21 protein-coding genes are annotated in these 23,128 nt (G+C 48.6%); 12 read left to right on the top strand and 9 right to left on the bottom strand.

The window, feature by feature from the left end; all coding sequences use genetic code 11:
• Window positions 1-80 precede the first annotated feature (80 nt).
• Both GGC63_RS11620 and GGC63_RS11615 read right to left on the bottom strand, forming a co-directional pair.
• On the bottom strand, window positions 81-368 hold the full coding sequence (locus tag GGC63_RS11620; protein WP_225948132.1) for a transporter: 288 nt from the start codon (window positions 366-368) through the stop codon (window positions 81-83).
• A gap of 134 nt (window positions 369-502) precedes the next feature.
• The gene (locus GGC63_RS11615) at window positions 503-1,453 is read right to left on the bottom strand and encodes an AraC family transcriptional regulator (RefSeq protein ID WP_192702465.1); all 951 of its coding nucleotides are present in this window, start codon (window positions 1,451-1,453) and stop codon (window positions 503-505) included.
• Window positions 1,454-1,632: 179 nt separating this feature from the next.
• On the opposite strand from GGC63_RS11615, the gene kdgD reads away from it, so the two are divergent.
• From kdgD to GGC63_RS11580, 7 genes are all read left to right on the top strand, one after another.
• Entirely contained in the window at window positions 1,633-2,574 is a 942-nt protein-coding gene (gene kdgD / locus GGC63_RS11610; protein ID WP_412973860.1) for a 5-dehydro-4-deoxyglucarate dehydratase, read from the top strand.
• Window positions 2,571-4,037: an alpha-ketoglutaric semialdehyde dehydrogenase GucD gene (gucD, locus tag GGC63_RS11605; protein WP_192702463.1), complete on the top strand. Its 1,467-nt coding sequence runs from the start codon at window positions 2,571-2,573 to the stop codon at window positions 4,035-4,037. The genes kdgD and gucD overlap by 4 nt, the downstream gene beginning before the upstream one ends.
• Before the next feature lie 15 nt (window positions 4,038-4,052).
• Entirely contained in the window at window positions 4,053-5,408 is a 1,356-nt protein-coding gene (gudD, locus tag GGC63_RS11600; RefSeq protein ID WP_192702462.1) for a glucarate dehydratase, read from the top strand.
• A 203-nt stretch (window positions 5,409-5,611) separates the two neighbouring features.
• Window positions 5,612-6,451, top strand: coding sequence for a DUF4183 domain-containing protein (locus GGC63_RS11595; protein WP_318781032.1), 840 nt, complete (start codon window positions 5,612-5,614; stop codon window positions 6,449-6,451).
• A 287-nt stretch (window positions 6,452-6,738) separates the two neighbouring features.
• Window positions 6,739-7,299, top strand: coding sequence for an RNA polymerase sigma factor (locus GGC63_RS11590; RefSeq protein ID WP_192702461.1), 561 nt, complete (start codon window positions 6,739-6,741; stop codon window positions 7,297-7,299).
• Window positions 7,277-8,077, top strand: a complete 801-nt coding sequence (locus tag GGC63_RS11585) for a hypothetical protein (RefSeq protein WP_192702460.1) — start codon at window positions 7,277-7,279, stop codon at window positions 8,075-8,077. Before GGC63_RS11590 ends, GGC63_RS11585 begins: the two co-directional genes overlap by 23 nt.
• A gap of 191 nt (window positions 8,078-8,268) precedes the next feature.
• Window positions 8,269-9,369 (top strand): ATP-binding protein, encoded by a 1,101-nt coding sequence (locus GGC63_RS11580; RefSeq protein ID WP_192702459.1) that lies wholly within the window; start codon window positions 8,269-8,271, stop codon window positions 9,367-9,369.
• A 162-nt stretch (window positions 9,370-9,531) separates the two neighbouring features.
• On the opposite strand, the gene GGC63_RS11575 is transcribed toward GGC63_RS11580, so the two are convergent.
• Window positions 9,532-11,436 carry a chondroitinase-B domain-containing protein gene (locus GGC63_RS11575; RefSeq protein ID WP_192702458.1) on the bottom strand — a complete coding sequence of 635 codons (1,905 nt, stop codon included), beginning with the start codon at window positions 11,434-11,436 and terminating at the stop codon, window positions 9,532-9,534.
• Window positions 11,437-11,716: 280 nt separating this feature from the next.
• On the opposite strand from GGC63_RS11575, the gene GGC63_RS11570 reads away from it, so the two are divergent.
• Entirely contained in the window at window positions 11,717-12,169 is a 453-nt protein-coding gene (locus GGC63_RS11570) for a GNAT family N-acetyltransferase (RefSeq protein ID WP_192702457.1), read from the top strand.
• 74 nt (window positions 12,170-12,243) lie between these two features.
• Here the strand turns inward: GGC63_RS11570 and GGC63_RS11565 are convergent, their stop codons facing one another.
• The 6 genes from GGC63_RS11565 to GGC63_RS11540 all read right to left on the bottom strand — a co-directional run bounded on the left by GGC63_RS11565 (window position 12,244) and on the right by GGC63_RS11540 (window position 17,815).
• Complete coding sequence (locus GGC63_RS11565; RefSeq protein WP_192702456.1) at window positions 12,244-13,458, bottom strand: M24 family metallopeptidase; 1,215 nt, start codon at window positions 13,456-13,458, stop codon at window positions 12,244-12,246.
• 37 nt (window positions 13,459-13,495) lie between these two features.
• Window positions 13,496-14,254 carry an amino acid ABC transporter ATP-binding protein gene (locus GGC63_RS11560; RefSeq protein WP_192702455.1) on the bottom strand — a complete coding sequence of 253 codons (759 nt, stop codon included), beginning with the start codon at window positions 14,252-14,254 and terminating at the stop codon, window positions 13,496-13,498.
• A gap of 14 nt (window positions 14,255-14,268) precedes the next feature.
• Window positions 14,269-14,913 (bottom strand): amino acid ABC transporter permease, encoded by a 645-nt coding sequence (locus tag GGC63_RS11555; protein WP_079911691.1) that lies wholly within the window; start codon window positions 14,911-14,913, stop codon window positions 14,269-14,271.
• Window positions 14,914-14,940: 27 nt separating this feature from the next.
• Complete coding sequence (locus GGC63_RS11550; protein WP_192702454.1) at window positions 14,941-15,807, bottom strand: transporter substrate-binding domain-containing protein; 867 nt, start codon at window positions 15,805-15,807, stop codon at window positions 14,941-14,943.
• A 30-nt stretch (window positions 15,808-15,837) separates the two neighbouring features.
• Window positions 15,838-16,419, bottom strand: a complete 582-nt coding sequence (locus GGC63_RS11545) for a TetR/AcrR family transcriptional regulator (protein ID WP_079911689.1) — start codon at window positions 16,417-16,419, stop codon at window positions 15,838-15,840.
• A 301-nt stretch (window positions 16,420-16,720) separates the two neighbouring features.
• The gene (locus tag GGC63_RS11540) at window positions 16,721-17,815 is read right to left on the bottom strand and encodes a GerAB/ArcD/ProY family transporter (protein WP_192702453.1); all 1,095 of its coding nucleotides are present in this window, start codon (window positions 17,813-17,815) and stop codon (window positions 16,721-16,723) included.
• A 125-nt stretch (window positions 17,816-17,940) separates the two neighbouring features.
• On the opposite strand from GGC63_RS11540, the gene GGC63_RS11535 reads away from it, so the two are divergent.
• The 4 genes from GGC63_RS11535 to GGC63_RS11520 all read left to right on the top strand — a co-directional run bounded on the left by GGC63_RS11535 (window position 17,941) and on the right by GGC63_RS11520 (window position 23,024).
• On the top strand, window positions 17,941-18,588 hold the full coding sequence (locus tag GGC63_RS11535) for a glycoside hydrolase family 73 protein (RefSeq protein WP_192702452.1): 648 nt from the start codon (window positions 17,941-17,943) through the stop codon (window positions 18,586-18,588).
• Between the two features lie 599 nt (window positions 18,589-19,187).
• Entirely contained in the window at window positions 19,188-20,927 is a 1,740-nt protein-coding gene (gene pelA, locus GGC63_RS11530) for a pectate lyase (RefSeq protein WP_192702451.1), read from the top strand.
• Window positions 20,928-21,275: 348 nt separating this feature from the next.
• The gene (locus GGC63_RS11525; RefSeq protein WP_192702450.1) at window positions 21,276-21,959 is read left to right on the top strand and encodes a response regulator transcription factor; all 684 of its coding nucleotides are present in this window, start codon (window positions 21,276-21,278) and stop codon (window positions 21,957-21,959) included.
• Window positions 21,960-21,980: 21 nt separating this feature from the next.
• Window positions 21,981-23,024 (top strand): sensor histidine kinase, encoded by a 1,044-nt coding sequence (locus GGC63_RS11520; RefSeq protein ID WP_192702622.1) that lies wholly within the window; start codon window positions 21,981-21,983, stop codon window positions 23,022-23,024.
• Window positions 23,025-23,128 lie beyond the last annotated feature (104 nt).

The following is a 23,128-nucleotide window of genomic DNA, read 5'->3' as shown; positions in this document are numbered from 1 at the left end:
TCATACAAAAGTCAAAAAGTCCTCCTTGATGCCGAAATGCGCATGAAGGGGGACTTTTCTTTTGAAATTGCAAATATCTGTCAGTAAAGGGTAGGAATCGGGGGGCATGCGACAGCATCGATCAACCTTGGATCTATCCCGTAAAACATCCAAAAGGCGCCGTTCCATCTATAGCCGGAAATTTCGCCGTATTCCACGCGGGTAGGATAGAACCAAAATTGGTCCCCATTAAGCAGCCAAACATAGGTGTACTCATGAATACAGTCGATTACATACGAAACAGAAGGCTTTGGGGGAATGTACGCGGGCGGAGGTGATTGCGGCTGCCTCATCAATCCCTGGGTGCTCCACAGCGGTGTATACATCATGGTAATCCTCTCCCTTTAATCGAATAACAGAATCCATTCACTTCTTTAAAGTACGTAGGTGAATGACTATATGTTTGTGCGGATGCCCATATCATCTTTTTGAATCGTACAGCATGGCACATCACGATTAAGATTTAAGACAAGCTTCGGTTGACAGCCGCTTGCAAGTAACGATGCAGCAAGGAAAAGTCCATCTCGTTGCTTCGGACGGCCTTGCGGAATTTGGCCGGTGTAATGTTCATCAGGTCGGAGAACACCCTGCTGAAATAATGCACCGTTTCGAAACCGACCTCCGCAGAGATATCCTCCATGTTGATGTCGGTATACACTAGCAGATAGGCGGCTCTTTTGATGCGCTCATTGCGAATCCACGAAGGAAACGTAAGCCCGAGCTGCTCGGACAGAAGACGGGATAGCTGCCTCTCCGATAAGTGAATTTCCTGAGCCAATTCCTTAAGCGTCAATTTCCGGGAAAGATGGCTGAGCATATAATCTTTCGCTTCCTTTAGTGCACCCGAATAAACAGGCTCGGCTTCCTGCTCTGCCGTAACCGTGCCGCCGTGCCGGGAGAACATGGACAGAGCTGTCAGAAGCAGAGAATGGGCTAGCTTTTCAGCAGCTAATGGATAATCGACGGTTTCTCCTGAGCAATACGCAATGAGCGCTTTCCAGGTCAGTACAGGGGCGGATTGCTCTGCATCGGCTATAAACAAATGATGAAACTGGTTCAGCTTATCGAAACTGCTTATTACATCAGGATCGGAAGCTTCCTCTAAAACATCAAAGGCGACGAACAGCAGCACCATGCCGGACTCACTTACGATATGATGGGAGCTGTTGGGCTTGGAGCAGTACAGAGTTCCTTTATGAAGGGGATAGGTAATGCCATTATGAACATAAGATCCGGAGCCATCCGCTACATAGCAAATTTCAAAAAAAGAATGGGCATGAGGCGTATTGCCGCGATGACTTGGTTTGCCTCCCCAATAGTGTATAAAGAAGGAGGCGGGGGGACCCTGAAGTCTCGTAACATGCTCGTTTAAATATAAACTACTTTTTTGGCATGAGGCTGTGCTAGGGACCATGCGCTTCCTCCTTTTATATTGTTTCCTTGGAATTCTATATGAAAGGGTTTTCCCAACGGCCTCATTATATCACGAAAAGTGCAAAAATAAGGCGTGATTTTGAAAAGACTTCCGCCCTCCCAGCCCCTATACTGAAAAAGAATAAACGAGGAAAAAGGAAGGGCGGATAGACAATGAACATGAACCATAGCTCCAAAAAAGTACCTACCGGTATACTAGGCTTTCCAGTTGCACCGATGGATCAAAGCGGAAGACTGGATGCGAATGCCTTTGAACAAAATGTAGAATTTCTGCTTCAAGAGGGACTCTCTGCTATTTTCGTAGCTTGCGGCTCCGGAGAATTTCATGCCCTGTCCCATCAGGACTACCGTCTCATGGTTGAGACAGCGCTTTCGGCTGCCCGAGGGAAGGTCCCTGTATATACCGGCGTTGGCGGCAACATCACTCATGCGATAGAGCTGGCCAGGCTGTCTGAGGAGCTAGGCGCGGACGGCTATCTGATCCTTCCTCCTTATTTGATTGATGCGGAGCAGGAGGGGCTGTACCGGTATTTAAGCGCCATTATCGGGAGCACGGAGCTGAACGCTATTGTATATCAGCGTGATAACTGTATCCTGACGTTAAGTACGCTGGAACGGCTGCTCGAGCACCCTCAGCTGGTCGGGTTAAAGGATGGACACGGGAATATGGACCTGAATATTGAACTGACACAGACCATAGGCAGCCGGTTGGCTTGGCTGAACGGAATGCCCATGGCCGAGGTGACGATGCCGGCTTATGTGAATTTGGGCTTCAGTGCCTATTCGTCAGCCATATCGAACTATATTCCGCATATTTCACGCCTGTTTTATAACGCGCTGCTAAATGGCAATCAGCCCATGCTGAATGATCTGTACCGTCATGTTATATTGCCGATCAGTGCGATCCGCCGTCAAAGAAAAGGCTATGCGGTAGCCCTGATCAAAGCCGGCATGCAAATCGTCGGACTGCCGGTTGGGACTGATGTTCGTCCGCCGATTATCTCTGTGGAAGAAGAACATTACCGGAAGCTGGAGGAAATCATTAAGGTGGCTTTCGACCGGTTTCCTGAGCCTAGGAAGGAGGTTAACCCCCAAGCATGAGCACATCACAGGCTAGTCCGACTTATTTGAATTTTATTGGCGGGAAGTGGATTCCCTCCCATACTGGGGAAACAGAAGCCAGCCTAAACCCGGCCCGTAAACACGAAGTGGTTGGGTATGTACAGCAATCCTCGCTGGAGGATCTGAATCAGGCTGTACAGGCTGCGGCTGATGCTCAAAAGGCGTGGAGGCGATTGGCTGGAAGCGTAAGAGGAGATTATCTGTACAAAGCAGCATCTCTTTTGGAGCTAAGGCTGGATGAGGTAGCGACGGCGATGACCAAGGAAATGGGCAAGACGTTCGCCGAAGCCAAGGGCGAAACGGCCCGCGGGGCTGCTATTCTTCGCTATTATGCGGGCGAGGGGATGCGCCCTGTTGGAGATGTGATTCCATCCACGGATAGTGAAGCCCTCATGTTCACGACCCGAGTGCCGTTAGGCGTAGTAGGTATTATTACACCTTGGAATTTCCCGGTAGCGATTCCGCTATGGAAGATGGCGCCCGCCCTAGTCTACGGCAATACAGTAGTCATCAAGCCTGCGTCGGAGACGGGGGTGACCTGCGCCCTGCTGATGGAATGCTTCGAGGAAGCAGGTTTGCCTCCCGGTGTCGTCAATATGGTAACAGGCTCCGGCAGCGTTATCGGCCGAGGCATCGCGGAGCATTCTGGAATCCAGGGAATATCATTCACCGGCTCCAATTCGGTTGGCAAATCGATAGGTCAGGCTGCACTTGCCCGCGGAGCGAAATATCAGCTTGAAATGGGCGGCAAAAATCCGGTGATCGTAGCTTCGGACGCTAACCTTGAGCTGGCAGTGGAGGCTACGGTGAGCGGCGGCCTTCGCTCCACAGGACAAAAATGTACGGCTACGAGCCGGGTCATCGTACATGAGGAGATCTATGAACCGTTCAAGCGGCTGCTTTTGAATCGGATCAAGGAGATCCGGGTCGGGGACGGCATGCTTGATGGGGTGTGGATGGGACCTTGCGCAAATGAACGGCAGCATCGAACGGTTCTTGCTTATATCCGTAAGGGAATTGAAGAGGGAGCGAAGCTGCTGTGCGGCGGGGGACAGACCCAAGCCGATGATTTCGCCGGCGGTTACTTTATTGAACCCACAGTATTCGAGAATGTCACTGCTAACATGACGATTGCCCGGGAGGAGATCTTTGGCCCTGTGCTTGCCCTGATGAAGGTTGAGAGCATCGAAGAAGCGCTGCAGCTGGCTAATGACGCCGAATTCGGGCTTAGCGCATCCATATTTACGTCGAATATCGGGTCCATGCTTCAGTTTATTCAAGAGATGGACGCCGGCCTTGTACGAATCAACGCGGAAAGTGCCGGGGTGGAACTTCAGGCTCCGTTCGGCGGCATGAAGCAGTCGAGCTCTCATTCCCGCGAGCAGGGACGTGCGGCGATCGAGTTTTTTACGGCAGTCAAAACCGTGTTCGTCAAATCATGACGAGGAGGCTAAGTTATGAAGCTTGAATCCTTGCATTCATCGCCCCATTCTTCACCCGTCATTACGGACATGCTGGTAATCCCCGTTGCCGGACGGGACAGCATGCTGCTGAACCTGAGCGGGGCTCATGGGCCGTTTTTTACCCGCAATATCGTCATCCTTAAAGACAGTGCCGGGCATACAGGGGTAGGTGAGGTGCCTGGAGGGGAACGTATCCGTCAGACCTTGGAAGACGCCAAGCCGCTTGTAGTCGGGCAGTCCATCGGAGGCTACAATAATGTCTTGAGAGAGGTAAAGCGCAGGTTTGCCGATCGCGATGCCGGAGGCAGAGGGCTTCAAACCTTTGATCTGCGCATAGCCATCCATGCCGTAACAGCGCTGGAGGCCGCGCTTCTGGATCTTCTGGGGCAGTTCCTGAATGTCCCGGTCGCTGCGCTTCTCGGTGACGGTCAGCAGAGGGAAGACGTAGAGATGCTCGGTTATTTGTTCTATATCGGGGATCGCCGTAAAACTGATCTGCCATATACTGACGATCCCGATGCCAAGGACGGCTGGTTCCGGCTTCGTCATGAGGAAGCGCTCACAGGTGAAGCGATAGTGCAGCTTGCCGAGGCGGCACATGCCCGATACGGCTTCAACGATTTCAAGCTGAAGGGTGGTGTCCTCTCCGGGGAAGAGGAGATGGAAGCCGTTGAGCTGCTTGCCCGGAGATTTCCGAATGCGCGTATAACTCTGGACCCTAACGGAGCCTGGTCATTAGAAGAAGCAATCCGGTTATGTAAAGGCAAGAGAGAGATTTTAGCTTATGCCGAGGATCCCTGCGGCGCTGAGAAGGGATATAGCGGCCGCGAGGTGCTGTCAGAATTTCGTCGTGCGACAGGGCTTCCGACGGCTACGAATATGATAGCCTGCGACTGGCGGGAGATGGGTCATGCCGTACAGCTCCGCTCGGTTGATATTCCTCTGGCGGACCCGCATTTCTGGACGATGCAGGGCTCTGTCCGTGTTGCACAAATGTGCAATGATTGGGGCCTCACCTGGGGCTCGCATTCCAATAATCACTTTGACATTTCACTTGCGATGTTTACTCATGTAGCTGCTGCCGCTCCGGGTGAGATAACAGCGATCGATACGCATTGGATATGGCAGGACGGACAGCATGTAATAAAGGACCCGCTCCAAATAGTCGGGGGACGCGTTCAAGTTCCGGATAAGCCCGGACTTGGTATTGAGCCCGATATGGAGCAAATCGAAGAGGCTCACAGGCTGTACACCCGAATGAGTCTTGGAGCGCGCGATGATGCAGCCGCCATGCAGTACTTAATACCAGGATGGACTTTCGATCCTAAGCGTCCTTGCCTGCTGCGTTAAGAGGATACGGTAGGTTACTGCTTACCCCACTAAGGCCCACTTAGTGGGGTTCATTTCATGGATTCATGAAATCTTATCTGCCAAAATAGACTCTCGCACAAAGAAATATGGACGCCAGTCCATTCTTAATCCCGGCGAATGAATACCATAGGTAGATCAAGAGTGAAAATATGGTATTTTATGGAGATTGGGAGGTAACGGTAGTGAGGCGCAATCCAGCCCGTAAGCAAAAACATCAACCTCTTTTAAAAAAACGAATGAAGCTGAAGGCATCTAAGAAAAAAATAAAGCTGTGTTTTCGAAGACCTAAACGAAAAGTAGAGAAGAAGGATCCAAAAATAAAACGTTCGCGAACCTGCCGCTGGATATACCGTTTACCGGGGGGAAGGGGATCACGCGGACCGCAAGGTGAGCAAGGGCCGCAAGGGATACCGGGGCTTCCCGGACCGCAAGGCGAACAAGGGCCGCAAGGGATACCGGGGCCTCACGGACCGCAAGGCGAACGAGGGCCGCAAGGGATACCGGGAGCTCCTGGACCGCAAGGCGAACGAGGGCCACAAGGGATACCGGGAGCTCCGGGCCCTCAAGGGCCGCAGGGAATACCAGGACCTCCCGGTCCGCAGGGCGAACAAGGGCTGCAGGGCATACCGGGCCCTCAAGGCCTACAAGGGATTCAGGGAGAACCTGGGCCGGCAGGACCTCCGGGGCCGCTCCCGGAAATAACCATCATCCCGGCAGCATCCAGGTACTACTATCTGGTTGAGTCCGACTTGTCTTCGACAGAGCCAATAGAGATCCCGGCTGAACTGTTTACGAACGACGCTGGCGAGCCCGCCGCTCTTTTTCAAGGGATAGGCCCTAGCAGCTATAACAGTTTATTTATCAACGGCATTTTGCAAACGAGCGACGTATACAGCCTCAGTCCTACTACATTGACTCTTAATACCAGCGACACAACGATCTACCGCGGAACTCCCATTATACTGGAAATTATTCTGTTATCAGCCGTAGTTACTTATAAGGAGATAACAACAAATCGTTAAGGATTACATCCCGGCAGCGTCGGTATCCCACCTATTCCCTTGCGCATTTTTCAATATGGGTTTCGCAGCTATCGCTGCTTTTTCGTATTATTAGGTTAGCCGGAACTATCTGGCTGGCCTTTTTTGTTTGTGAACAACAGCATCCATTGAGACATCATGTCAGAAATGGAGAAGCCGGGAGAGGGTTTTCTCTTTTTGACACTACAAGGTCACATTCCTCGCGCTTAGTTAGTTATACATAGAGAAGACTTCACTAAATGAACCCGATGGAAAGGAGGTCTGTAACCATGGAGATTAAGAAACACATCGACCAGGTTCTTCAAGGTCATCCGGATGCGTTCGAGTGGGTCGTTCGGAGGTATCAGAGGAATATAGCGGCATACTGTTACTTTATGCTTGGAAATCGGCAGGAGGCGGAGGACGCTGCGCAAGAGGTTTTCTTCAAAGCATACAGGAATTTGGCGAGCTATCGTCACGCCAATGATGACTTGTTCCTGGCATGGCTGTATAAGATTGCCGGGAATCATTGCAGAACCCTGATCCAAAGAAAAAAGAAATGGAAGCTCCTCATGCCGCTATTTGGAATTGCTCGTAACGAGAAGAGCGCTGAGCAAATAGTTTCCGACCGGGGCGATATGGACTTGCAGTGGCTCGAGGGTTTAAACGCGGCAGAAAAGGAGATTTTGGCTCTGCGGGTCATTGAAGATCGGTCGTTTCAAGAAATTTCAGAGCTGCTGGGAATCAGTTCAGCTACGGTACGTAAGAGATTCGAGCGCCTAAAGAAAAAATTGAAAAGAAACAGAGAGCAATGGGAGGATACGGGATATGAACAACGATTCGAATGTTAACCATCTGATTCGCAGAATGAGAGAGACAGCATGGCCTGAGGCCGATCTCACCGATAGAGTCATGCAGCAAGTGTATGCCTTTCATAAAGCTCAAGGTCTGCAAAAGCGCAATCGGCTTAAAGTAATGCCAATGTGGGTTGCCTGCGTTTTGTTGTTTGCTGCCGCCGCTTCCGTCAGCGCTGCCACTATATTTCACGCTTCCTGGAACGGAGTACAAATCAATATCCTTCACAATGGGGGGCATGAGGCTTCACATACTGAGAAGAATGCAGTCTCCTATAGGTACAAGCTCGAAGCGGCTTTATCCCGATCGACAGCAATCTGGAAGACAGTATCCACGGAAGAGGCAGAGAACCAATGGGCCTACTCCCTGTTAAGACCGCAAGCGAGTCCGTTCACTCTTGTCCAATCATTTGGAGTGGTTCCATTAGATAATAACTATCGTGTCAAGTCAGCAGATGAATGGTGGCTGGGCGGATTTTATGATCTATACCAATGGGAGCAACAGGATATTGTCGTAAGACAACAGTTGGACGGCGATATGACGAAAGCTTTGAAGGATGGAGAGCTGACGATGTCCATAACCTATCAGGATGCACCATGGGAGAATGTTGAAGCTGACAATGATACACTAGCCATGTTTACGGCAAATGAGTATGAGAACTTGCTAGTTATAAAGTACAAAACGGCGGATCGAAAAGTCATTTCATTGGAAATTACAGGTGACCTTTCGAAAGAAGATTTGCTAAAGCTTGCGAAGACCTACATGGTGAAATAATCCATTAAGATCCGGATCCTCCATAGCAGGAGGAACATACGGTGGAGAATCAAGCGAATTCATTTGTACCAAGGAAAAGTTATATCCATTTACATCCAATGGCGCTTGAGATATTATAATACGTAAATCGATAAAACCGTAATATACATTGAGTTCGTTAATTCATGTATTACTAAAAGGAGCATCATCTCGTGAATAGAGACTATGACGCTGAATTGGATGAATTGAAGCAGCAGATGTCCGAGCTTAAAAGCTTGCTTAGGAAGATGAACGGCTTTGAGGAAAAGTTACCCGTAATAGAAGGGGCCGACAGCGCTTCATCCTGCTCCATTTATTACTCCGGATTCTATCGTAGTGGAGAACAGATCGTGCGATGCGAGCCCCAGGAAAAAAAAGCCGAAGAGCTGTTCGGACTTCAGTCAGGCAAGGCAGCCAAGATATTGTCTGCGCTCGGACACAAGCAAAGACTGGACCTGCTGCTTGAAGTATGGAACGAGCCCTTGACCGGTGCGGAGCTGGTCGAACGGCTGAACATGGGAACAACGGGACAGCTGTACCACCATTTGAAAGCTTTGACCGGCGCTGATTTGTTGAAGCAGGAGGAGCGCGGCGGGCGTTATACGATTCCGGCTCACCGCCGGATGCCGATTCTCCTTCTGTTATCAGCCGTTTCGGAATTAATAGATACCGGCGATTATATCGAAATGACGGAAGCGCGAAATGAAGCGCATAATTATTTGGGCCGTTCTTCAATGGAAGGCTATGACCTTCATCAGCTTCTATGGGCCGTCCTCAGTAATTCAATCCAGGAGCATCAGGCGGGTTATTGCTCCGAGGTAGGCATTTACTTACATGATGACGGAAGAGTCACCGTTGCGGATAACGGACGGGGGATTCCCATCCGGCTGCTTCCGCAAACCGGACAGCCGGCGGTCCAATCCATGATGACCAAGCTGGACATGTTCAGCGATCCCAAGCTATCGTTTGTCGCCTCTGGTGCGGAGAAAGGAATCAGCATAGCGGTTGTCAATGCATTATCACGCACGCTAAGCGTGGAAATCCGAAGAGACGGGGAAATTAACCGTCAGGAATACCGTCACGGCATTCCGCAATCCGGGCTCATGACGGTGGGGAGAACGAACGAGACCGGTATAACCGTTACATTCTTGCCCGATCCGGAGCTGTTTGCAGGCCGGTTTGACAAAGAAATCATCGAAGCTAGGATTCAAGAATGGGGCGAACAATTCCCAGAGCTGAAATTCGACATTCGGGCTGCTTATGAAACCCAATAGAACGCAGATCAAAAATTGCCCAGCCAATGAAAGCATATTGTGCTTGGGAAAACAGAAAAAGACGGGAAAAGATGAATCCTTCCCCGTCTTTTTTAACTGTCTATGCTCTCCACAAAGTAACCGGGATTATTTTAGAGGATTAACTGCATCGAATAGATGCGGTTATTTGGTGTAAACCTCAAACTCATTGACATTGGCTTCGCCGGTTCCCGATAGGATGAGCAGCCGGATGTATCTGGCCGTGACCGGGTTGAAGGTGATCGTCTTGGATGAACCGATAGTCGTGCCGCTTATTATATCTGTAAAGCTGTTCCCGTCATTCGATGACTGCAGCTTGAAAGAAGCGATTCCTGCATGCGTGGTTTCGCTAATAATGATCTTGCTGTAGGGCTGGCTGGCGCCCAGATCGACCCGCAGCCACTCTCCTGCGATCAACCCTTTAGCGGATGCCCAGCGCGTGCTTGTCGTCCCGTCAACCGCCTTGCCTGCGGAATACGTACTGCTCCACTCCGAGGAAGCGAGAGCGGATTTTCCAGCTGCCAGATTCACTCCTACGCTTGCAGAAGGACCCACATCGGAAGCGGTTAATGGCTGGATGACGATAGCCGAGGTCGTATATTGATCAGCGCCTGTATCGATAAGAGAGGATCTTGTTTGACCGTCCATATCATGGGTTAAAAAAGAAGTATAGCTCGTATTGGCGTATTGAATCGCGGGGCTGCTCGCAGAAAGCTTCTGCAGTCCGTTTACCGTTGTAAACAACGGGTCCGTCATCCAAAATTCGCTTTGCGGTGCTGTTGTTCCGAGAGTTCCTTGAGCTATGTTTTTCGAAAATACTGTATTGGATGCAAGCCGCTTATTGAGCAGGGAGGATGCGGAGCCTTTGATGATATTGTTGGCGAACACGCTGTCCACAGGCGGCAGATTGCTTCCATGTCCGACAATGACCGGTCGATTGTTGGCGTTAACTATGGTATTGTTCACTACCATGGCGCGGAATACTTGAGCATGGGCAAAGCCTGAGTCCGTATATGCATCACCGCCGCCGATCAGGATTGGATACTCGGAGGCTCCGTCGATATAGTTGTTGTAGACCTTATGGTCTTTTTCATATATTTTGATGCCGCCGGCTCCGGACTTGCCGCCCTGAAGCATAAAATTGCCGTAAATCGAGTTTTTGTTGCCCGCACGGGAGGAGAGCATTCCGGAGGAGGTCTTGATCGTATTGAAGCGAACTGTATTATTGGAGGACTTGATGGTCACAATTTCAGCGTCACCGTCGCAGTTTTCAAAGAGATTGTACTCGACGGTCATGTAAGTATCCTGATAATCTCCGGCCATTCCGGCGCAGCCCAGGCAGATGGTTTCCAGACCGTTGCTGTTGTCGTGAAAGTAATTATGATCGATTTGCGTATATCGGGGCATATTGGGATTATAGGGAGATTGGTAATTCGCCCAGTTGGTACGGTCCGTTGGATTCGTTACGCCGGCTATAGTCTGGTATCCGACCGCCATGATGTAGTGTCCGCCTACGGCTGCAGGGCCAAAATCACTGTAATCTACGCGATTATTGCTGCTATTGCCGGCTATTAATACCCATTCGGTTGTCCCTGTAACATTGAGCTGGAACGTGGAGCGGGTAATCCGGTTGTTACTTCCTTCGATTAAGACCCCGACGTTGCGGTTTTTGCCGTCAACCGTTTTGGTACCGCCGCTTGTTGTTACTTTGATGCCGTTTAGCGTCGTATAATTGGCCCCCTGAAGGTGGATAACACCGGAGTTGAACACCGCTTTCCCTTGATTGGCCGCCTTGATTTCAATAGGAGAGGCAGCCGTTCCTTCTGTAGTAATCGTGAGGCCTGAATAGCTTCCATCAGCCAAAACGATAATATCCCCCGGATTTGCGGCCGTTAAGGCCGATGCAAGCTGGGAATCATTGCTTACATTTATCGTTGCGGCATGCGCCTTTGGAGAGAAGACCAGCCATATAGCAAATAATAACGGCACCATCCCTGCGATTAGTAAGCTTGATGTTCTCAAATGACTAGTGTGAATCGTTGTTCTCATTACCATTCTCCTTTTTGTGTTTAGATGAAATTATTGTTTGCTGTAAGCGAATACAAAGGTTGGTTTCCTCCTTTCCAATGAAGCTAAACTCATCATAAAACAAGGAGAATAACGGATAAATGTTCCACAATAACAATTTTTTGGTTGAAAATCATGTTTTACAATAGGAGAAGGGTTCAGAGTTTTTTTATCAAAACAAGCAGGTCAAACATCTTGCAAAAATTGGAAAAGACATCTACCATTGGATTAGGTGAACGAGATCATAGAGGAGGCATGCGGAATGAAAGAAAATAAGATTAGAGAAATTAGAGCAGCCGATTATCGTGATATTTACTTGCTGAATCAGGATTTTAACCCCAACTTGAGAGCGTTTTCCGAAGACAAAGTAAAAGAAAAAATCCACATTATTATGGAGAAAACCAAAGATGTCGTTTTGGTTTACGAGGAAAATAACCAGGTGATAGGATACATTCATGGAAGTCCCTATGAATTGCTTTTCTCGGAATCCTTGGTCAATGTCTTGGGCTTTGTGGTGAAAGAAGAGTATAGGAAACAGGGGATTGGCAGCATGCTGATAGAGCAGCTTGAACAGTGGGCAGAGAAGAACGGATTTTCCGGGATTAAGCTGTTATCTCATCCAAGCAGAGTACAAGCCCATAGAATATATGAACGACGCGGCTATGTATTTACCAAGGATCAAAAAAATTTCATTAAAAAGTTCCATCAAACCTAATGCCCCGCACTATAGAAAAAAAAACGGCTTCCACAGGCGCTCTGTGCCTTGAAGGAAGCCGATTCTTGCATAGCCTATAACGAAACGAGCTCTCTGCTTAAGCTGTTCAATCGTTCGCAGCCCTTGTCTGTCACAAGCACCATATCCTCAATCATGATGGAGCCAAGACCGTGGCCGTAATAAGGCGTTTCCAGACAAATCACCATCCCGGGCTGAAACACGGTAGTTTCAGAAGGACCCAGAAAGGGGCCTTCCTCAGCGGCGAGACTGAGTCCGGCACTGTGGCCGAGATGCCCCCGGTTGTAATTGTCCAGGCCGTAGGACCGGATCAGCTCCATGGCCTCGTGGAACGCCGTCTGCATCGGCAAGCCCGGCTCGATCATTTGCAGGAGATGGTCGTGGCCGCGTTTTAATGCTCCATAGATGCGTTTCATTACATCTGACGGAGGTCCGAGTACAAAGGTACGGGCGATATCCGAGCCATAACCGGCGACTTCCACGCCGACATCCAATTTGATCAGATCACCGGGTTTGCTTGGAGTTGTATCAAATACCTGTACCGGGGCAAATCTTTCTCCAACGGATACCATATGAAAGCGGGCGTTCGAGCCATCCGGGAAGTTCATGATGCCTCTACGGAAGGCAGCAACGAGATCGGCGGAGGACATACCCAGCTTGAATTCGTTAATAGCGGCAACGATGCCCTCCTCGGCATAACCGCAAGCCTTGCGAAGCTGTTCGATTTCCCAAGGGGTTTTGATCGTCCGTAATTTTGTAAATGTCGGCCCGGCTTCTACCAGTTCTGCGATACCGGGGCAGGCTTGGCGGAGAGCGGCAACGGAAGGATATCTCATCGCATTTAGCTCGAAGGCGATTTTCCCTTTAGATATCCCATAGTTTTCCAGAACCTGCTGCAGCACTTTAAACATTTCGTCTACTTGCGGTGAGACAGGCCGCTTGCCTTCGAATTTTCCTCCATTAAGGCCAAGAGGGTCATCTACATCCACCCAGGTGGGATACGTCCAAATTTCCAATTGAGAATCGCGTGCAACTCCGGCGGCTTCAAAATCGTTCATAATCAGGACCGTTTTGCGACTGGGTTCCCGAAACCAAACTGCCAATGCCACATCCGACATGCGAAGCGTATACATAAAAGCACTTTGGTGGCCGGATACATAATAAAAGTTCTCAGGGCTCGAGGCAACAATAGCGTCGATTCCCTCTTCTTCCATATAGGAGCGGGCCCGTTCTGTGATGATTCTTGTATGGTTAGGATCTATGGTAACCACAGTTTCAACTCCTTCGGATTAGGCTAACCTTTCTCCGTTACTCATCTTCCGATTCCAGCGCCATCTGCCGCAAAAATTTGCGTGCGCGTTCCGTTTGGGGATGGGCAAAAAAGGATTCAGGAGTCCCTTCCTCCTGAATGACTCCCTCACTCATAAAAATAACCCGATTGGCCACCTCTTGAGCGAATTTCATCTCATGCGTGACGACAATCATGGTCATTCCTTCTTGGGCAAGCTGCCTCATCACCAGCAGCACCTCACCGGTCAGCTCCGGGTCCAGCGCCGAGGTCGGTTCATCAAACAGCATAATCTCCGGCTGCATCGCCAAAGCGCGGGCGATCGCCACCCGCTGCTGCTGGCCGCCAGACAGCCGGGAAGGGTATTCGTGCTTCTTCTCTGCCAAGCCTACCTTACCGAGCAGCGATTCGGCCAGCTCTACGGCCTGCGGCTTAGGCATATTTTTCACCGTCATGGGCGCGGTTATTACATTTTCCAATACGGTAAGGTGGGGGAAGAGGTTGAAGGACTGAAACACCATCCCCGTTAAGCCGCGGATCTCGCGGATAGCATTCTTCTTCTCCGAGCTGTTCATGGAGGCATCCAGCAGGACGCTGCCGACCTGAATCGTTCCGGAATTGGCTTCCTCCAGCCCGTTCAAGCAGCGGAGCAGGGTGCTTTTGCCGGAACCGCTTGGACCCAGGAGCACGACAATTTCCTTGGATTTTACGTTTAAATGAATATCCTTCAGTACAGTCAAGCTATCGAAACGTTTACTAAGATTTGCAACTTCTATCAAGCTCACTCACACCCTTAATAAGCCTTGGATAATTTTTTCTCGATCCGGTCCAGAATATTGGAGAAGAACATGCTCATAATCCAATACATGAGGGCGATGGCAATGTAAAAAGGCATAGCGACATAGTATTGGGCTATAAGCAGCTGAGCCGAGCGCAGAAGCTCGGTAACTGTCACTATGGATACAAGCGAAGTTTCCTTCAGCATGCCAATGAACGTATTCCCCATAGGAGGTATGGCCACCCTCGCAGCCTGTGGGAGAATGATTTTGCGCATCGTCTGCCATGGGGACAGACCTAACGATAATGCGGCTTCCGTTTGTCCCTTGGGTACGGACAGGATAGCCCCTCTGAATGTTTCGGATAAATAGGCGCCGATATTGATGCTAAGTGAAACATAGGCCGCTGTAAGCGGCCCAAGGGTAATCCCGTAATCGGGTAAACCAAAGTAGATGATAAAGATCTGCACAATAATCGGTGTCCCGCGAATAAGAGATACATAAGCTCTCGCTATATTGCTAATCAGCCAATTTCCCTTTAGACGCGCAACAGCGACAAGCAGTGCAATGAAAAAACCGAAGAACATCGAGACGGCCGTGATTAAAAGGGTATAATATGCGCCTTTGAGAAGATAGCCTATGTTTTCTATAACAAGTTCCATGGATTACGGCCTCCCAAGGCAAATGACTTAAAAGCTAGGATCTACACCAAACCATTTTTGATGAATTTGTTTGAGAGTTCCGTCGTTCTTCATATCGTTCAGAGCTTTGTTGACCGCGTCAAGCAGCTCCGGATTGTTTTTACGCATAGCCACACCGGCGAAGTCTTCCTTGATCGGCTCACCGACTGCTTTTATGTTCAGCTTGTTTTTATCGATAATCGGCTTTAAGGCAAACATGTTATTGATCGTTGCGTCAATTCTGCCCGTATTCAAATCTGTGAGGGAAGTAATAACATCGTTATAGGTTGCGATCTCAAAGTTACCGACCTTCGGCATCACCGTATCGCGCAAATACTTCTCGTCATTCGTACCAAGACCTACACCGATCTTTTTGCCTTTAAAGTCTTCGATCGCTTTGATCGTATTATTATCGCCCTTAACGACGACATTCACCGAGTTCTTAATGTAAGGAATCGAGAAATCCATCGTTTTTTTACGATCATCCGTGATGGTAACCTGGCTGATCAATACATCATATTTGTCTCTTTGCAGCCCTTCGATCAGACCGGAAAATTCCCCGGTGATGAATTCAGCTTGAACGCCCAGCTTTTGCGCAATATTTTTCGCGATATCGGCGTCATAGCCGTCCACTTCTTTTTTATCGTTCAAGAAGTTGTAAGGAGCGTAAGTCCCCATCAAGCCCACTTTGATTTTGCCGTTTTTCTTGATTTGCTCAAGCTGGTTGCCGGCAGGCGCCACAGCAGCATTGTTGTTGCCCGGGGCCGGACTTGAAGCAGGCTGCTTGTCCGCCGTTTTTCCGCAGCCGACCAGTGCCAGACCGACGATAGCAACAAGTGAAACGGTTTTTAATAATGGTTTAACCTGAAATTTCATTTTGATGCACTCCTAAGTATTTTTTTATGGTTAGCCAAGTAATCCCCTGAATTCGAACCTAGCTGTTTCCTCGGCAATTTGCGATGGGGAATACGGGGAATGATAATCCACGTCCTGCATAGGTCCGAATAACCACTTGGTCAAAACTCCAGTGATCAAGGAAACAAGAATGTTGACGCGAAGCGTAACATCGGTGAACCGCGGAATCATTTCCAGCTCAATAGCCCGGTTCACATTTTTCTTGAACGCTTCCTCGAAGGCGACCCAGGTTTGCGATACCGCTTCCCGCACAGATGGATCGGCTCCTTGACCCTTGATAAGTAAAAACGCCATTAAAGCTCTATTCTCATGACCGAATTCGAATAAGTCCGTCAGCAGCCTTGCAGAGGAATGAATCATATCGTCCACCGATCCTGCGTGCTTACGGTAGCCCTGTTCGATCACCTTCGTGAGCTTCGTTGTGCCGTCCTCGATCAGCCGGATCGCCACCTGCTCTTTACTCTCGAAGTACCAATAGAATGTTCCCTGGGATACTCCCGAAGCCTTTACAATGTCGGAAATCTTCGTATTATGGTATCCCTTGCGGGCGAATAATTCCATAGCGGCTCTCATTAATATCTGCTCCCGCTGCTGTTCTTCATTCAAGGATGAGGCCAGAATAATAAACTCCTTTCTTCTTAACTGACGAGTCAGTTAAGTTAATTCCGATGGGCTTACTATAGTATTAAAATGTCTCATCGTCAAGCTTTAATTTATTTTGCACAAGATAGTGACGGATTATGATGATAGTGGGAATGTGGAATGTCGCAGAGGAAGTAGATAGGCAACACGGAGAAATTTTTAACCTTGCCCAATAGGGCTCCAGAGATTCGAAGCCTGTTAGGTAGATGTTCACGACTGAAATTAGACGGCCTTAATGAAGCCACCTTTTTCGCAGTAAAGCAATAGATAATAAAATAATGGGGAGGGCTAACAAGACAGTGTATTTAAAAAAGATCTCTGTTGTTGAAATAAGTGTTATCAATGTACTCAAGTTAGGTGCAACCCAGACAGCATTCATGGCAATTAGCATTCCCATGGGAAACACAATCGGACGATAATCGCTAAGTCCCAGCCATTGGGCGCAGCCGAGCACAAGGGAGTAGTACCAGACGGAGGTTTGTACAAATCCGGCCATGATCCAGAACATCATCACCAATGATTCAAGGTGGCTAAGGAAGCCTGCAGGATTGCTGAAGCGAATCGCTGTATAAACGGGATAGGTGAGGCGGCTTGTTAATTTATCATCAAAAAGGAACAGACATGTGAGGTTCGTTACGACGAAAATCAACATCAATGCAGTTACAGTAACGTTACCCCACAGCAATCCTTTGCCGTTTCCTTTTCTCAGAAAGGGCAGCAGGAAGGAGATTAAAAAAAATTGGACGAACCAGGAGTGAGGTATTATTGAACCTTCCAGAGAAGGGGTCAACCCAAATTCCAGAATCGGCAATATATGATAGGGTTTGAGATCAGGAATTAGCGAGACTATTACGACCAAGAATATAACAACACATATGGGAAAAAATACCTGCGAGCATCTGGCCAAAACTTCGAGGCCGCCCCGCACTCCAAAGCTGCAGGTGATTACCAAGCTCCATATGACAACAGTAAGAGGAGTTCGTTGAAGGAAGGCGCCTATAATAAACTCCCCATATTCCCTTACAACACCTCCGCAACCATGCAGTAAAAAGAACAAAACAAAAAGTCCTGAAATCTTTCCTAACCACCGGCCCAGGATGGCTTCGCTATACTCAATGATGCTCTTGTTAGGATAAAGCTTTTCTAGCTGAAACGCTATGTAGATGGTTAAAAAACCGCTGATAGAGCTCCAGATAGGGGACATCCACATATCACGTTCCGCATGCTTCGCAGTGATAGAAGGTACGGTAAGAATGCCGGTTGCCCCTACGAGTAATAAAGTCAATATCCCCAGCTGACCAGCTGAAATTTTCCCTTTTTCAATCATTCGGTTATTATCTCCATGCGTTTTGTTACTATTATTTCCAAAACAACGTAAAATACAACAGGACACACACAAGGTTCGGGCAAATCCAAAAATGAATACACTATGAAAAATGAAGGATGATGGATGTGAAAGCACAAGAGTTCATAAACCTGCTGGCACCGATTGCTGTTTCAGAACAACGCCGAACCGGTGTCCTGGCTTCTATCACATTAGCCCAAGGGGCCTTAGAGAGTGCTTGGGGATCTTCAGCTCCCGGCAATAATTTATTTGGCATCAAAGGAACGGGGCAGGAGTTAAGCACCAAGGAGTATGTGAACGGAACATTTATAGATACTATCGCCGGATTCAGAAGCTATACGGATTGGGAAGGAAGTGTGACCGACCATAGCAATTTCCTGATCGAGAATCCCCGATATGCAGAGGCCGGGTTCTTCATTTGCTGCGCGGCCTTGGATTATGCCGGGGCTGCCCGAAGCTTGCAGATTGCAGGATATGCAACAGATCCCGGATACGCGGAGAAGTTGATTCAAATCATCAAGAGCTATGGTTTGGACCGGTACGACAGGTTAGAGGAGGATGAGGACAATATGCCGATGAAATTGGAACAATGGCAGTGGGACATGCTCTATGAGGTTTTAGGTAAGGCCTATAACGATGGGCAGCTCAATTGGAGCTGGATGCAAAAAATTGTAGACAAAACTATGACAGCTGCCGAGCTCGCTTTTCTGAACACAATACTTGATGGACGGATTGATCGGAAGATGGATGTGTAAAAATAATGCCCTTATCTCCTTGTTGGGATAAAGGGCTTTTTTCCGAAAAAGTAAATTAAATCTCTTCGACAAGGTCTCTATTTGCAAGCAATAAATATATTTTTTGATCGGTGGCAGTAATCAGGACTCGGCCCTCGGAATCATAATCCATGTCTAGTATATCGGAAGCCGTAAGAGTCTTTAGTTCGCGGGTTTGCAGATGTATAACCTGGTATTGCACGGGGTATCACACCTTTTCATGTTGTATTGTTAGCAGATTCCTGACATCGTTAAACCATGTTCAACAGTCTTCTAGAAGACTTATGTAAGCACTTCAAAGGTAATTATAACGGATGAACGATCATTACGGCGGCGGGAAGTTTTGGGATTTATTTATATAACACTTGTTGACATATATGAAGTCTATACAGGCTACCGTGAATAAGACCATCTAGACAAAAATGTTAAAGAATCGGGAGGAATGAACAATTTTTTGACAAGAATTTCATCTCATTATCCTATACAATGAATAGGCGGTCTATCAAAAGGGATCGGAAAGCGAACCGCTTTTCGATCTCTCTATCGCATTACCAATCTCATGAATTAGGAGGATCAAAGTGATGGTATCGATATCCAAATCGAAACGAGTCTTGCTTACAACGATGTGTTCATTGGGAATGCTGATGCTTTCGTTTCAACCGGCAGGCACCGGATCCGCTGCATTAGCTGCCGAAGCGCCGAAGATCGTCAAGGCCGAAGCGATCGCCCCGACAAAGGTGAAAGTGACACTAAGCGGCAAGCTGAGCAGCTTTAACGCAGCCGATCTTGAACTTCAGGGAGCTATGGGAGACTGGTATTCTCTAAATCCGAATTTTTCGAAAGCGTTTACAATCATGAACGCCTCGGAAGCCACGGATTCGGAAGGCCGAACGACAGTCGTGCTTGAGACCAAGGAAGCCATGAACCCGGATGCTACCATAACCCGGCCGGCGAAAGAGAACCCGAAGAGTGTTCCTTTTCAAAAAGCGGCATATTATACAGGGGATGCGGAAAAAGATATTCGTCAGGCGGACAACCTGTTGACATGGCAGACAGCGGAAGGCGGCTGGTATAAATACAGTATCAGTGATAAATACGGGCGTGCCTGGGACGGCCAGGAAGGCAAATCGGATTGGCGGACCAAGGACGGCAAGGATATCGGCACTATCGACAATAATGCCACTACGAATGAAATTTTATTCCTCTCCGTTATGTACAAGCAGACCGGAGACGTCCGCTACAAGGAAGCGGTGGATAGAGGGCTGAAGTTTCTGCTGACGATGCAGTATCCGAATGGAGGATGGCCGCAGGTATATCCGGCGCGGGGGAATTATTCCGATTATGTCACCTTTAACGATAATGCGATGATGCGTGTCATGAACGTTCTTACGATGGCCAAGAAGAGGGAGTACCCGTTTAATACCGACATTGTATCCGATGACACCACAACGAAGCTGCAGGAAAGTCTGGATCGCGGATTGGATTACATTCTCAAATCGCAAATTGAGGTGAATGGTATTCTCACAGCATGGTGTGCTCAGCATGACCCAGTGACTTATGAGCCGCGTGAGGCCCGCGCCTACGAGCATCCATCCATCTCCGGGTCTGAATCTGTCGAGATAGTCAAGTATTTGATGGCGCTGCCTAATCAAACGCCGGAAGTGAAAAAGTCTATCGAAAGCGCTTTAGCCTGGTTTGACGCAAATAAGCTTAGCGGTATCAAATATGTTTCGGGAGATAAAAACAATGTGTATTTCGTACCAGATCCGGCCAGTACTTCCTGGTACCGATTCTATGAAATAGGAACGAACCTGCCTATCTTCTCAGGGCGTGACGGCGTTATCAAACATAATATATTGGAAATCGAAGCCGAGCGGCGCAATGGGTACAGCTGGGGAGGCAGCTGGCCTCTAAACCTGCTCAAAATAGCTAATTCGGTTGGTTATTTCGAAAACCGCGTTTACGTCAAAGTCATTGGCAGCAGCTCCAAAACCGCTGATGGCCAGTCTCTGAATATCGGTGATATGAAGAGAGTAGAAGATGCAATTGCACCAGTGATTTCGCTGCAGCCTGTTGGCAAAAAAACGGGCAATCACTATAATATCGGGACAAAGCCTTGGATACTAACCGGTACGATAAACGAGAGGGCTGACGTTCAGGTGAATGGTGTTCGTGCGCAGGTAGGCGACAATCTGGGCTTTACCTCTGCGCCGGTGGAGCTTCGCCCGGGGATGAACGATATTACGATTACAGCTGTCGACGCCGCAGGGAACTCGGCCGTACCCGTTATACTCCAAGCAGTACCGACCAATGGACGGTGAAGCCCTAAACAGGTCAAGAGCCTTGGGCTAAGATCAAATACAATAAGCTTAACTTATTTCAAGCCGCCTTCTGTGCGGCTTTTTTTGCGTTTGAGATAGAGCTGCAGCATAATAAACGATAAGCAACGGCTGCAGGAATGACAGGGGGCCTTGCTTCATGGCGGGGAAGAAAAGAGGGGGTTCGAAGCCAGGGCTTGACCCGGTACAATATTTTATTTAACAATAGTTTACAACGATAAGTTCAAAATCGGGTTGAATGGCTATACTGCATTGGGAACCATAGAGGCGGGAAGAAGCCGGCAAAGCCATCTAGCATTTTTAACATTCGCCTGGAAGAGGGGGATCTGAATGGATATGAGGATTTTCATTGTTGAGGACGATTCCTCCATATTAGATTCGCTTAAGGATCGCTTAGAGAAATGGTCGCTGCGTGTCACAGGACCCCAACAATTTGACGATGTCCTTGGCGAATTTCTGAAAGAACAGCCGCATCTCGTCATATTGGATATTCAGCTTCCGTTGTATGACGGATTTCATTGGTGCCGGGAAATCCGCGCCGTATCGAAGGTTCCTATTCTCTTCTTGTCATCACGAGATCACCCGATGGATATGGTTATGGCCATGAATATGGGAGCGGATGACTACATTCAGAAGCCATTCCACATGGACGTGCTGCTTGCCAAGATCCAGGCGATCCTCCGACGCACGTATGCCTATGGAGAAGAAGTGTCCGATCTAGTTGAATGGAACGGTGCGGTTATCGATATGAGGCGGTGTGTGATCCGCAGGGAGGGTAAGGAGGTCGAATTGACGAAGAATGAATTTTTCATTCTGGCTGTTCTCTTAAAGGCAAAGAACGAAATTGTTCAGCGTCATGAGCTCATGCGGAAGCTATGGGAGGATGAGCAATTCGTCAATGATAATACTTTGACCGCGAATATAACCCGTTTACGTCAAAAGCTGGCTACCCTTCAGCTTGAAGATGCCATCGTCACCAAGAAGGGATTGGGCTACATGGCGATCACGTTATAAGGGGGAAGAACAGCCGTGTTTATGCGCTTTGTGAGCAGCAGGAAAAGCTGGATTTTGATGTTCATCCTGATGCTTGGCTTTGTGGACCTCCTTATCGCACTGGATAGAGGAATCTCTGTACATGCCGGCTCCATTATTTATTTGAATAGTTTGTTTGTTCTCTTTTTTGCTATCTTCTTGATCTGGCGTTATTTCAAGGAAATGAAATACATACAAGCTCTCGAGGCTCTCACTCAGGAGATTCATGACGATTGGCTGGAAGCATTGCCGAGACCAGGAGATGCGCGGGACGAGATAATAAATGAAGCATTGCGTGCAGCAGACCGCTTTTATAGACGAAAATGGACCGATCTCAAAAAAGATCACCTCATGGAGCAAGACTTTATCACCTCATGGGTACATGAAATCAAAGCTCCTCTTACCGCTATGAAGCTCGTCATCGACTCGAACCAAAGCGTACCGGCTATGCGCAAGCTGGAAGCAGAGTGGCTTCGTATCCATTTGCTGGTGGATCGTCAGCTTTACATGACACGTCTGCCGACGCTGGAATCGGATTATGTCCTGGGGACAACGGTGATTCAGCGGCTTGCAGCCCAGGAAGTCCGGGAGCTGGCCTCGTGGTGCATGGAGAAAAATATTGCGGTTGAGTTCGAAGGGGAAGAAGCGGAAGTCATAACGGATTCCAAATGGTGCCGGTTCATTATCCGGCAAATCCTTATGAATGCTGTGAAATATAGCCCGGATGGAGGGACAATCTCGGTCTGGACTACCACGATGCCGGAAACCGGCAAGGTCGTGCTGAGCATTGTAGACGAGGGCCCCGGTATTCCTGCACATGATTTACCGCGCATCTTTGATAAAGGGTTCACCGGAGGAAACGGAAGAATTCAGAATGCCGCCACAGGCCTCGGCTTGTATCTTGCCAAGAGTGTCGCTGACAAAATAGGGATTACGCTCGAAGCCCAATCCCGGCCGAACATGGGGGCCGTCATGAAAATGACGTTTTCTGCAAGGAATGAGTTTGAATCTATCCGAAGAGCGGCCATTCAGACCAATGAAGCGTAGCCAAGAAATCCAAGCAGCAGGATGCCCCTGACTGCTTTTTTTCTGTTAATAGCAGGAGCGGTTGCTTCCGACGAAAGTGACAATAATGTAACATTAGACCGTTC

Origin of the sequence: Paenibacillus sp. OAS669 (genome assembly GCF_014873645.1) — a bacterium.
Classification (GTDB): Bacteria; Bacillota; Bacilli; order Paenibacillales; family NBRC-103111; genus Paenibacillus_S; species Paenibacillus_S vulneris.
This window is presented reverse-complemented; position numbering and strand designations above follow the sequence as displayed.